13 protein-coding genes are annotated in these 12,141 nt (G+C 56.3%); 9 read left to right on the top strand and 4 right to left on the bottom strand.

Annotated features, from left to right (window positions below; all coding sequences use genetic code 11):
• Positions 1-11: 11 nt before the first annotated feature.
• Positions 12-671: a DedA family general envelope maintenance protein YghB gene (gene yghB / locus ACLH1I_RS17415; RefSeq protein WP_004205217.1), complete on the bottom strand. Its 660-nt coding sequence runs from the start codon at positions 669-671 to the stop codon at positions 12-14.
• A gap of 131 nt (positions 672-802) precedes the next feature.
• Positions 803-1,990 carry a cystathionine beta-lyase gene (gene metC / locus ACLH1I_RS17420; protein WP_004205213.1) on the bottom strand — a complete coding sequence of 396 codons (1,188 nt, stop codon included), beginning with the start codon at positions 1,988-1,990 and terminating at the stop codon, positions 803-805.
• A gap of 250 nt (positions 1,991-2,240) precedes the next feature.
• Between metC and exbB the strand changes: the two genes are divergently transcribed.
• The 7 genes from exbB to ACLH1I_RS17455 all read left to right on the top strand — a co-directional run bounded on the left by exbB (position 2,241) and on the right by ACLH1I_RS17455 (position 8,540).
• Positions 2,241-2,972, top strand: a complete 732-nt coding sequence (exbB, locus tag ACLH1I_RS17425; protein WP_004174395.1) for a tol-pal system-associated acyl-CoA thioesterase — start codon at positions 2,241-2,243, stop codon at positions 2,970-2,972.
• Positions 2,973-2,978: 6 nt separating this feature from the next.
• On the top strand, positions 2,979-3,404 hold the full coding sequence (exbD, locus tag ACLH1I_RS17430; RefSeq protein ID WP_002916785.1) for a TonB system transport protein ExbD: 426 nt from the start codon (positions 2,979-2,981) through the stop codon (positions 3,402-3,404).
• 204 nt (positions 3,405-3,608) lie between these two features.
• Positions 3,609-5,027 (top strand): glycoside-pentoside-hexuronide (GPH):cation symporter, encoded by a 1,419-nt coding sequence (locus ACLH1I_RS17435; RefSeq protein WP_049092246.1) that lies wholly within the window; start codon positions 3,609-3,611, stop codon positions 5,025-5,027.
• A gap of 13 nt (positions 5,028-5,040) precedes the next feature.
• A complete protein-coding gene (locus ACLH1I_RS17440; protein ID WP_151628982.1) occupies positions 5,041-6,564 on the top strand; it encodes a glycoside hydrolase 43 family protein in 1,524 nt (507 codons plus the stop codon).
• A gap of 106 nt (positions 6,565-6,670) precedes the next feature.
• The gene (locus ACLH1I_RS17445) at positions 6,671-7,165 is read left to right on the top strand and encodes a TIGR00645 family protein (RefSeq protein WP_004105804.1); all 495 of its coding nucleotides are present in this window, start codon (positions 6,671-6,673) and stop codon (positions 7,163-7,165) included.
• 121 nt (positions 7,166-7,286) lie between these two features.
• Entirely contained in the window at positions 7,287-8,174 is an 888-nt protein-coding gene (gene yghX / locus ACLH1I_RS17450; RefSeq protein WP_043520944.1) for a YghX family hydrolase, read from the top strand.
• 78 nt (positions 8,175-8,252) lie between these two features.
• A complete protein-coding gene (locus ACLH1I_RS17455; protein WP_004205207.1) occupies positions 8,253-8,540 on the top strand; it encodes a DUF2623 family protein in 288 nt (95 codons plus the stop codon).
• A gap of 35 nt (positions 8,541-8,575) precedes the next feature.
• Here the strand turns inward: ACLH1I_RS17455 and yghU are convergent, their stop codons facing one another.
• Positions 8,576-9,442, bottom strand: a complete 867-nt coding sequence (yghU, locus tag ACLH1I_RS17460) for a glutathione-dependent disulfide-bond oxidoreductase (RefSeq protein WP_002916742.1) — start codon at positions 9,440-9,442, stop codon at positions 8,576-8,578.
• Between the two features lie 47 nt (positions 9,443-9,489).
• A complete protein-coding gene (locus ACLH1I_RS17465; protein ID WP_004150918.1) occupies positions 9,490-10,050 on the bottom strand; it encodes a DsbA family protein in 561 nt (186 codons plus the stop codon).
• A gap of 34 nt (positions 10,051-10,084) precedes the next feature.
• Between ACLH1I_RS17465 and ACLH1I_RS17470 the strand changes: the two genes are divergently transcribed.
• Both ACLH1I_RS17470 and gss read left to right on the top strand, forming a co-directional pair.
• Positions 10,085-10,192, top strand: coding sequence for a hypothetical protein (locus ACLH1I_RS17470; protein WP_032426103.1), 108 nt, complete (start codon positions 10,085-10,087; stop codon positions 10,190-10,192).
• Between the two features lie 76 nt (positions 10,193-10,268).
• On the top strand, positions 10,269-12,134 hold the full coding sequence (gene gss, locus ACLH1I_RS17475) for a bifunctional glutathionylspermidine amidase/synthase (protein ID WP_004205206.1): 1,866 nt from the start codon (positions 10,269-10,271) through the stop codon (positions 12,132-12,134).
• The last annotated feature ends 7 nt before the right edge of the window (positions 12,135-12,141 follow it).

Below are 12,141 nucleotides of genomic sequence, written 5' to 3' on the forward strand. Positions count from 1 at the left end.
GGCAGTCAACGTCAGGCGCTGCAGTATTTCTTTTTGATCACCACGAACAGCGTGCCGAGCAGGCCAGCCAGCAGCAGGGCAATTGGCAGGATCATCAGACAGGTCATCACCTGATCTTCATGACGTTTCACGAACGGGATCATGCTCAGCGCATAGCCGAGGCCCGTGACCACGCCGACCCACAGCAGGGCGCTCAGCCAGTTGAAGAACTGGAAGCGGCGGTTCGGCAGACCGGAAATCCCCGCCATGGTTGGCAACAGGGTACGGACAAAGGCCAGAAAGCGGCCCGCGAGCAGCGCCAGCAGACCGTGGCGGTCAAACATGCAGGTGGCGCGCTGATGGTACTTATGCGGCAGGTGCGCCAGCCAGCCTTTCACCGTTTGCGTATTGCCCAGCCAGCGCCCCTGTACATAGCTCAGCCAGCAGCCGAGGCTGGCGGCGGCGGTCAGAATGGCGATAGTGGGCACAAAGTCCATGACGCCTTTAGCAATCAGCGCGCCGGCGAGCAGCAGCAGGCTGTCTCCAGGTAAAAAGGAGGCAGGCAGCAGCCCGTTTTCCAGAAACAGGGTCGCGAACATAACCAGATATACAACGCCCACAACATGAGGGTTCGCCAGAGCGGCAAAATCATGTTGCCACAGCGCGGCGACAATCTCTTGAATGACAACCATGGACTTTCCTAAGTGGTACCGTATTGTTGACTAGTGTACTCCTGAAGAGACCCGAGCACCTTGATCCCGGGCGCAACAAAAGCGGCCGCTCCGATAAAAAGCGTCCGCTATTGTTGCCACTGACTGTCACTTTACACGATACGCGCGAAGCCCGCTGCTAAATCCGCCTGCAGATCGTCAACATTTTCGAGACCAATGTGCAAACGGATCAGCGTGCCGCTGAAGTCGACTTCCGCATCCGGTCGGATGTGAGCGATTTGCTCCGGCTGATTGGCCAGAATCAGCGATTCAAAGCCGCCCCACGAGTAGGCCATGCTGAACAGGCTGAAGTTGTCGAGATACTCTGCCAGCTCAGCGTCGTTGAGACGCTTGTTGAGCACAAACGAGAACAGCCCGCTGCTGCCGGTAAAATCGCGTTTCCAGAACTCATGGCCTTTACTGCCGGGCAGGGCGGGGTGGTTGACCCGCGCCACCTGCGGATGCTGCGCCAGCCACTCGGCGATGCGCAGGCTGCTTTCATGATGCTGACGCAGGCGGACGCCCAGCGTGCGCAGGCCGCGGCTGGTCATATAGGCGGTATCGGCGTCCAGCATTTGCCCCATCAGATAGGCATTCTCACGCAGCTGCGGCCAGCAGCGCGCGTTCGCCACCGCGGTGCCGACCATGGCGTCGGAGTGGCCGATCAGGTATTTGGTGCCTGCCTGGATGGAAATATCAATGCCAAAATCCAGCGCTTTGAACAGGATCCCCGCCGCCCAGGTGTTATCGATCATGATAATCGCTTCCGGCGCGACCTGACGCACGGCGGCGACAATCGCTGGCACATCATGCACTTCCATGGTGATGGAGCCGGGCGATTCCAGGAACACCACGCGGGTCTCCGGCCGAATAAGTTGGGCAATATCAGCGCCGATTAAGGGATCGAACCAGCTGGTGGTGACGCCGAGTTTGGCGAGAATTTTGGTACAAAAGTCCTGGCTTGGCTCATAGGCGGTATTGGTCATCAGCACATGGTCGCCCTGCTCGACAAACGCCAGGATAGTGTTGGCTACCGCGGCGGCGCCGCAGGGGAAGAGGGCGCAGCCGGCGCCGCCTTCCAGCTCGCACATCGCTTCCTGCAGCGAGAAGTGGGTCAGGGTGCCGCGACGCCCGTAAAACAGCTCGCCGTTGGCCCGATTGCGAGTGGCGTGCTTTTTGGCCTCTACGGTGTCGAAAACCAGCGATGACGCGCGCTGGATCACGCTGTTCACTGAGCCCTGGGTGTACTTTTTGCTCCGCCCGGCGTTGACCAGCGCGGTATCAAGATGTTTATCAGCCATGTTGATGAACCTGTTTTTATACGTCTGGACGTCTAAACTAGCATGATTCTTCTTTTCTGTACCAGCGCGCTGCCGATACAGGCGAAAATTTTACCAGGCCCGCGGTTAGCCACTTTTTTACTGCGTAAGCGCAAGGAAAATAAACGTGATTTGCTGCACAGTGTAAATACTAATGAGAACCACTATCAATTCGATGTCGTTTTGATATTATTGAGGGCAGATTTTGTGATTATCGTCGTGGAGATAGAGCGTGGGTAATAATTTGATGCAGGCGGATCTCTCCGTTTGGGGTATGTATCATCATGCTGATATTGTCGTTAAGGTGGTGATGATTGGCCTGATTCTGGCGTCAGTCGTCACCTGGGCCATCTTCTTCGGCAAAGGGGCGGAAATCCTCGCCAGTAAGCGTCGCCTCAAACGCGAACAGCAGCAGCTGGCGGAAGCCCGCTCTCTCGATCAGGCCAGCGATATCGCCAGCGCCTTTGAGGCGAAAAGCCTCACCACCCAGCTTATCAATGAAGCGCAGAACGAACTCGAACTCTCCGCCGGCGCCGAAGACAATGAAGGCATCAAGGAACGAACCGGTTTCCGCCTTGAGCGCCGCGTCGCGGCCGTCGGTCGCCATATGGGGCGCGGCAACGGCTACCTGGCCACCATCGGCGCCATTTCGCCGTTCGTTGGCCTGTTCGGGACCGTCTGGGGCATCATGAACAGCTTTATCGGCATCGCTCAGACCCAGACCACCAACCTTGCGGTGGTGGCGCCGGGCATCGCGGAAGCGCTGCTGGCGACGGCCATCGGCCTGTTCGCCGCCATCCCGGCGGTGGTCATCTATAACATCTTCGCCCGCATGATCGGCAGCTATAAGGCCTCACTCGGTGACGTCGCCGCTCAGGTACTCCTGCTGCAAAGCCGCGACCTGGACCTCAGCGCCAGCGGCGTGAAGCCGGTGCGCAGCGCGCAGAAATTACGGGTAGGTTGATCGGCTATGGCGATGCGTCTTAATGAAAATCTGGACGATAACGGCGAAATGCATGAGATCAACGTGACGCCGTTTATCGACGTCATGCTGGTTCTGCTGATTATCTTTATGGTGGCCGCGCCGCTGGCGACGGTCGACGTGAAGGTGAATCTGCCGGCCTCCTCCAGCCAGCCGCAACCGCGACCGGAAAAACCTATCTACCTGTCGGTGAAGGCGGATAAGAGCATGTTCCTCGGCAACGACCCGGTGACCGAAGCGAATATGATTAACGCCCTGGATAGCCTGACCGCCGGCAAAAAAGATACCACCGTCTTCTTCCGCGCGGATAAAACCGTCGATTACGAGACGATGATGAAAGTGATGGATACCCTGCATCAGGCGGGATATCTCAAGATCGGGCTGGTGGGCGAAGAGACCGTCAAAGCGAAGTAACCTACCCCTTTCCACTTATCTCCTCAGGCTGGCCTTGCGCCAGCTTTTTAATAGGTGATGCAATAACTTGTAAGACCAATCTTATAGATGTGTGACAACTTTCTCAGTTAACAGAAAACATAAACCCGATGCGAAAAATGACAATAGGATAGTTTTTATCCTGCCTCTACAGTGAATACCACTTCATCTGAGAGGGGTTATATTGTGAATCACGATAATAAACTGTCATTTGCGGAGAAGCTGGGATATGGCATGGGAGATGCAGCCTGCGGTATCGTTTACTCTTCGGTAACCATGTTTTTGACATGGTTTTATACGGATATTTACGGGCTCTCAGCTGCCGCAGTCGGAGTGATGTTCCTGGTGACGCGGGTTCTGGATGCGATTACCGATCCGCTAACCGGCATTGTTGCAGACCGTGTAAAGACCCGCTGGGGCCATTTTCGCCCGTGGCTTATCTGGTTTGCCGTACCTTATGCCGTGCTGGCGGTAATGACCTTCACGACCCCGGAATTTGGCGCATCGGGTAAACTGGTTTATGCCTACCTGACCTACACCTTACTCATGCTGTGTTACACCTTTATCAATATTCCTTACTGCGCATTGGGCGGAGTCATTACGCGTGATGAGAAGGATCGCCTTTCAGCCCAGTCATATCGTTTTACGATCTCTTCTCTGGCCGGTCTGATGGTTTCTGTCGCAACCCTGTTCCTGGTGGATTTTTTCGGTAAAGAAAATAAGCAGTTTGGTTTTCAGGCGACAATGGGAATCATGGGCGCGATCGCTATTGTAATGCTGGCTTTTTGCTTTTTCTCTACCAAAGAACGCGTGGCTCCAGCTGTTGAACAGCAGGGGAGCATACGCGAAGATCTCCGTCAGCTGCTGGCGAATGACCAGTGGCGTATTGTGGCGATAATTACTTTTTTCTCCAGTATGGCCGGGGTTATGCGCAGCGCCGCCACGCTCTATTATGCAACCTACCTGATGTTAGGCGGCGTGGAGTCAGCGGCAGGAACGGCCATGAAATCAGCATTTGTTTCCACCAGCGTCGTTGGCACGATTATCGGCAGCATCGCCGCCGGATGGCTGGCCAAGCGCTATCGTGCGGTATCGCTGTTTAAAAATATCAACCTCCTGCTGGTCCTGGTTGGCGTCGTAATGTTCTTTGTGCCGCCGACCTGGCTGCCGGTGGTGTTCCCTTTATACTTCCTGGTCGGCTTCTTCCATCAGATGTACCAGCCGTTTAAATGGAACATGATGGCCAACGCTGCCGATTATGGCGAATGGAAGTTTGGCCGTCGCATCACGGGATTATCCTATTCCGGTAATCTGTTTGCTTTGAAAATGGGCATGGCGGTTGCTGGTGCCGCCGTAGGTTTTTCGCTTGGGCTATTTGGCTATCAGGCGGGCGTAACGGCGCAGACTCCGCTGGCGACAATGGGAATTGTGGGGCTGTTAACGCTCGGTCCATCACTATCTTACCTGCTCCTGTGGTGGCTGGCGCGTTTCTATAAGCTGGATGACAAAATGATGCAGACAATTCAGCGCGAGCTGTCCATGCGTCAGCAGCAGGGGCATTCAGAGAGGCATTTGCCGCTAAACGCCGTTCCGGAAAAGGCCTGAGGAGATGCGAAACATGACCCCTTCTGAATACCAGAATCCTATCTTATGCGCCGATTATTCCGACCCGGATATCGTGCGCGTAGGCGATGATTTCTTTATGGTCTCTTCCAGTTTTAACCATATGCCCGCTTTACCGATCCTGCATTCAACGGACCTGGTTAATTGGACTATCATCAACCACGTTATGGATGAACTGCCGCTACCTGGTTATGACCGGTATCAGCCGGGTAAGGGCGTATGGGCGCCGTCGATTCGCTGGCATGATGGCAAGCTGTGGGTCTGCTTCAGCACGCCAGATGAAGGTATTTTTATCTGCCATACCGAGGATCCATGGGGGGAATGGAGCGCTCCGCACTGCCTGCGCAAGGCCAGAGGTTGGATAGATCCCTGCCCGTTCTGGGACGACAATGGTCAGGCCTGGTTGGTACATGCCTTCGCCCATAGCCGCAGCGGCATCAAGCATAAATTGCAGTTGTTTGCGATGGCGCCGGACGCCAGCGAATTGCTGGGCGAAGGGCAGATTATCTATGACGGCTGCTGCGATTTACCTACCCTTGAGGGGCCAAAGGTTTATCAACGCGCCGGTTGGTACTACATCTTTGCTCCTGCGGGCGGGGTTGAAAATGGCTGGCAGACGGTACTGCGCGCGCGCCAGATGACGGGGCCTTGGGAAGCCAAAAACGTGCTTTTCCAGGGAAACACGTCGATAAATGGACCACATCAGGGCGGCTGGGTGGAGGGAGAGAAGGGCGAATGCTGGTTTGTTCATTTCCAGGACTTACATCTCTATGGCCGCGTGGTTCACCTCCAGCCGATGTACTGGGGCAACGATGGCTGGCCGCGTATCGGTGAGCAGGTTGGCAACTGCGGCGTCGGACAGCCGGTTTTACGTTGGCCGCGTCCTAAAGGGTTAACGCCTTCACCGGCATTGGCGCCGCAAACCAGCGACTATTTTGCGCAAGGCCAACCGGGTATACAGTGGCAGTGGCAGGCTAACCCCAGCCCTGAGTGGCTGTTGCCGGCGGAAGGCGAACTTCGATTACGCTGCGTCCCATTATCCGAAGTCGATGGACAGAGAGCGTTATACTGGGCGCCGCAGCTGTTGCTGCAGAAATTTCCGGCGCTAACTTTTAGCGCGAAAACAAGCGTAACGTTATATGCCGCTCAGGACGGTGATGCCGGAGGCCTGATCGTATACGGCGAACGCTACGCCGCTTTGCTGGTGGAGTTTGGGCAAGGGAGTTACCGGCTCGTGTGGCGACACGGTTGGATGAGCGATGCGGGCGTAGTGCGCGAAACTCGTCAGGTTCTTGCTGAGCTTAAGTGCGGCAAGTGTCAGCTGCAGGTTGCCGTAGGCGAAGGCGGCCTGTGTCAATTTTCCTGGCGAGCCGAGGAGGAGTGGCGGAAGGTTCCTCTTTGTTTTGCTGCCGGGAAGGGAAAATGGGTCGGTGCGAAATTTGGCCTGCTGGCTGCTTCAATGGTTGGCCTACAAAGCGAGGGCTACTCCGCTTTGCAGGACTTTGAGGTCATACTTTAAAGAAACCGTTTCTGGCCGCCTGCAGATGACGCGGGCGGCTGATGTTGCATAAGCGTTACCCTGTTGCGATATAATGGCGGCCGTTTATGTTAACTGACAGGATCTTATGGAACGCTTTCTGGAAAATGCTATGTACGCCTCGCGCTGGCTGCTGGCGCCGGTTTATTTTGGCCTCTCGCTCGGTCTGATTGCGCTGACCATCAAATTTTTTCAGGAGATCTTCCACATACTGCCGCATATTTTTAGCGTCAGTGAGTCGGATATGATTCTGACCCTGCTGTCGCTGGTGGATATGACCCTGGTGGGCGGTTTGCTGGTGATGGTGATGTTCTCTGGATATGAAAATTTTGTCTCGCAGCTGGATATTAACGAGGGTAAAGAAAAACTCAGTTGGCTGGGCAAAATGGACGCGACTTCGCTGAAAAATAAGGTTGCCGCCTCCATCGTGGCGATCTCCTCTATTCACCTGCTGCGGGTGTTTATGGATGCGAAAAACGTCCCGGACAATAAGCTGATGTGGTACGTGATTATCCACCTGACCTTCGTGCTGTCGGCCTTTGTGATGGGCTACCTCGATCGTCTGACCAAAGTGAAACACTAATCCCTTCTCTCCCGGCGGTGGCAGCTGCCGGGCTTTTTTCTCCCCGTTTCTGCTTTACTGCGCTGGCGTATGTCCGGGCTTCTGCTTTGCTTAAAAGGCGATAAACAACGGAGGCAGGGTGATGACGCGATTAACGGCCAAAGATTTCCCGCAGCAGCTGCTTGAGTATTATGACTACTATGCCCACGGTAAAATCAGCAAACGCGAGTTTCTCCAGCTGGCGGGGAAATATGCCGTCGGCGGGATGACCGCGCTGGCGCTGTTTAATCTGCTGAAGCCCGACTATGCCCTGGCAGAGCAGGTACCGTTCACTGACCCGGATATCCGCCCGGAGTATATTCATTATCCCTCTCCTGACGGCCACGGCGAAGTGCGGGCTTACCTGGTGACGCCGACGAAAATAGCCGATAAAGCGCCCGCCGTTGTGGTGGTACATGAGAACCGCGGCCTGAATCCCTATATTGAAGACGTCGCCCGGCGGGTAGCGAAAGCGGGGTATATCGCGCTGGCGCCGGATGGCCTGAGCTCCGTCGGCGGCTATCCGGGGAATGATGATGAAGGCCGCGCGCTCCAGCAGAAAGTCGATCCCGTGAAGCTGATGAATGATTTTTTTGCGGCGGTCGCGTTTATGGCGAAGCATCCGCAGGCGACGGGGAAGGTCGGTATCACCGGTTTTTGTTACGGCGGCGGCGTCAGCAACGCGGCGGCGGTCGCCATTCCGGAGCTGGCCTGCGCGGTGCCGTTTTACGGCCGCCAGCCGCCGCTGAAGGAGGTCGATAAAATTCAAGCGCCGCTGCTGCTGCACTATGCCGGCCTCGATAGCGGCATTAATGAAGGCTGGCCTGCCTATGAACAGGCGTTGAAGGAACACCATAAAGTCTACGAGGCCTATCTCTATCAGGGCGTGAATCACGGCTTTCATAATGATTCCACGCCGCGCTACGATCGGGCTGCGGCGGATCTGGCCTGGCAACGCACGCTGGCATGGTTTGATAAGTATTTACGCTAACGCAAACGTCATAAATAGCACTACCGCTCGCTCAAAAAAACGCTATGTAATTTATTATATAACGATTGGGAGAGCTTGATGGAAAATCATTTTGGCAAAGGCTTAATGGCGGGGCTACAGGCATCCTATGCTGATACCGCCGCGCATGCGGCGAATTTTTGCGCCGACTATAAACGCGGGTTTGTGCTTGGTTACTCGCACCGCATGTTTGAAAAAACCGGCGACCGCCAGCTCAGCGCGTGGGAGGCGGGGATCCTGACCCGTCGCTATGGCCTTGACAGAGATATGGTGATGGACTTCTTCAAAGAGAGTGGTTCCTCGACCGCGATGCGCTACTTTATGGCGGGCTATCGGCTGGAAAGCTAACAACCGGAGGCGGTTGCCTCCGGTGGGTCAGAGCGTTACGCCTGGCGCTTATCTTCCGTTTGGGTGTCAAAGTCGCGGGCGTCGTGGCGCTCATGCAGCTGCTCATTGAGCGGGCCGTTGGTGCGGTTCACGATGCGTCCCCGCTTGACCGCCGGGCGGTTGCCCACATCCTGCGCCCAGCGCAGCACGTTTTTATAGCTCCCGGCGTCGAGAAACTCCGCTGCGTTATAGACATTGCCCAGCACGACGTTGCCGTACCACGGCCAGACAGCCATATCGGCGATGGTGTACTCCTCGCCGGCTACATAGCGACCGCGGGCGAGCTGTTTGTCCAGCACGTCGAGCTGGCGTTTGGCTTCCATCGTAAAGCGGTCGATCGCGTACTCGATCTTCACCGGCGCATAGTTATAGAAGTGGCCGAAGCCGCCGCCGAGGAACGGCGCCGCGCCCTGCAGCCAGAACAGCCAGTTGAGGGTTTCGGTGCGACCGGCAGGATCTTTCGGCAGGAAGAAACCAAATTTTTCCGCCAGATAGAGAAGAATGTTGCCGGACTCAAATACCCGGGTCGGCGGCGTGGTGGAATGGTCGCTGAGGGCCGGGATCTTCGAGTTCGGGTTGATCTCGACAAAGCCGCTGGAAAACTGATCCCCTTCGCCAATGCGTATCAGCCAGGCGTCGTACTCCGCGCCGCTGACGCCTAACGCCAGCAGCTCCTCCAGCATGATCGTCACCTTCTGGCCGTTGGGCGTGCCGAGTGAGTATAGCTGGAGCGGATGGGTTCCCACCGGCAGGACGCGTTCATGCGTCGCGCCGGAAACGGGACGGTTGATGTTGGCGAACGCGCCGCCGCTGTTTTGCTTCCATTCCCACACTTTTGGTGGCTGGTAGTTTTGCTCTGACATGCTGGTTTGCCTTTTTCGTGGATGTACAAAAAGTGTAGCAGGTGACCTCAGGCCATAATCCGCGCGGCCCACACGCTGACATCATCGCCGCTGCCCAGATCCGGCTGCACCAGGCCATTGACCATAAAGGTCGGCGAGACATGGATGCCGTTCTGGCGGGCATATTTACTGTGCCATTTGATCACGTCCTGCAGCTCCGGGCGGGCAAAGGCGGCCCCCAGCAGCACGTGACTGTAGCGCTCAATGCGTTCAATGATTTGCTGCGGGGTGGCGTTCATGTTCGGCCCGCTGCAGTGATCGGTAAACTCAAACTCTTCCCGATGGTCTGCCACGGCCTGCATCACCTTATGCGCCTGCTCTCTGCCATGCGGCAGGGTGGACGCGGCGAGGATGCAGCGGACAATCACCCCGGAGAACAGATGCCACGGCTGCGATTGCAGCCGTATCTTGATGGTGACGTTATCGGCGCCGACCTCATCGAGCAGATCGTCGAGTTTATTAAACGCGCGGACAGAGTAGGGGCAGGTGGGCTCAAGGAACACCTCAAACGTCCGCGGGCCGTGTCCCCAGACCAGCGGTTGGGCATTCAGATGCGAGGGTGTGCTCATTGTCGACTCCTGATGTTGCGTTGTTTTTTGTTATATCACCGATAACGATATCACTTCTGCTTCCGGCTGCAGGGTTATTTTCCTTAACGGCACGATTAGCGAAACGAATGAGTGGTATCATCGTTACACCTCTGTCTGGTAAGTGCCTGCGGCAGGATAAGAAGAGGGAGTTTTGTTTCGCCAACTGCCCGGGCTGCATTAATTTGAGGTCAGGCTAAATGAGCAAAGGATCGACAAGCAGTGACGCCCCGTTTGGGACATTGTTAGGCTACGCGCCCGGCGGCGTAGCGATTTATTCATCGAATTACAGTAGCTTAAATCCACAGGATTATCCGGATGACGCGACGTTTCGCAGCTACATCGGCAATGAGTATATGGGGCATAAATGGCAGTGCGTGGAGTTTGCGCGCCGCTTTCTGTTCCTGACCTACGGGTTTGTCTTTACCGATGTGGGGATGGCCTATGAAATCTTCTCCCTGCGCTTTCTGCGCGAAGTGGTCAATGACAACATTCTCCCGCTTCAGGCCTTCGCCAACGGCTCCCGTCGTCCGCCGATCGCTGGTTCGCTGCTGATCTGGCAGAAGGGCGGCGAGTTCAAGCACACCGGCCATGTCGCGGTGATCACCCAGCTTGTCGGCAATAAGGTGCGTATCGCCGAGCAGAACGTCATTCACTCGCCGCTGCCGCAGGGCCAGCAGTGGACCCGCGAGCTGACCCTCGAGGTCAACGCCGGCCGGTACACCATCAAAGATACCTTTGCCGATACCGAAATTTTAGGCTGGATGATCCAGACCGCCGATACCGAACACAGCCTGCCGCAGCCGGTACTGCCGGGTGAGGCGATGGCGATCAAGGGCGCGCGGCTGCCGAACAACGGCCAGTTCCGCGGCAAATGGCTGAACGAGAAAGATCCGCTGCAGAAAGCCTACGTGGCGGCCAACGGCCATTTTATCAATCAGGATCCTTATCAGTATTTCACTATCAGCGAAAGCGCCGAACAGGAGCTGATTAAAGCCACCAACGAGCTGCACCTGATGTATCTGCACGCCACCGATAAGGTGATGAAGGATGATAACCTGCTGGCGCTGTTCGATATCCCGAAAATCCTCTGGCCGCGTCTGCGTCTCTCCTGGCAGCGCCGGCGTCATCATATGATCACCGGGCGCATGGATTTTTGCATGGACGAGCGCGGGCTGAAGGTATACGAGTACAATGCCGACTCCGCCTCCTGCCATACCGAAGGCGGGCTGATCCTCGAGCAGTGGTTGAAGCAGGGCTACTATGGCACTGGTCACAATCCGGCGGAAGGTCTGCTCGATGAGCTGGCGGGAGCGTGGAAACACAGCCGGGCGCGGCCTTTCGTGCACATCATGCAGGACAAGGATCTGGAAGAGAATTACCACGCGAAGTTTATCCAGCGTTCGCTGACCCAGGCCGGTTTCGAGAGCAAAATTCTCTTTGGCCTCGATGAGCTGCGCTGGGACGCTGCCGGCCAGCTGATTGATGCCGACGGGCGGCTGGTCAACTGCGTCTGGAAAACCTGGGCATGGGAAACCGCCATTGAGCAGGTGCGCGAAGTCAGCGCCGATGAGTACGCGGCGGTGCCGATTCGTACCGGGCATCCGCAGAATGAGGTGCGACTGATTGACGTCCTGCTGCGTCCTGAAGTATTGGTATTCGAACCCCTGTGGACGGTGATCCCGGGCAACAAAGCGATCCTGCCGGTGCTGTGGTCGCTGTTCCCGCATCATCGCTATCTGCTTGATACCGATTTTGTGGTTAACGACGAGCTGGCGAAAACCGGCTATGCCGTGAAGCCCATTTCCGGACGCTGCGGGAACAATATCGACCTGATCGGGCCTCAGGATGAGGTTCTGGATAAGACCAGCGGCCAGTTTGTCGATCGCAAGAATATCTACCAGCAGCTGTGGTGCCTGCCGAAAGTGGATGGCAAGTATATCCAGGTGTGCACCTTTACCGTCGGCGGTAACTACGGCGGTACCTGCCTGCGCGGCGATTCGTCGCTGGTGGTGAAAAAAGAGAGCGACATAGAGCCGCTGATCGTATTGAAAGACAAAGCGTGACGTGCTG

Source organism: Klebsiella sp. 1SOBk10mer (assembly GCF_046602535.1).
GTDB classification, from domain to species: domain Bacteria; phylum Pseudomonadota; class Gammaproteobacteria; order Enterobacterales; family Enterobacteriaceae; genus Klebsiella; species Klebsiella quasipneumoniae.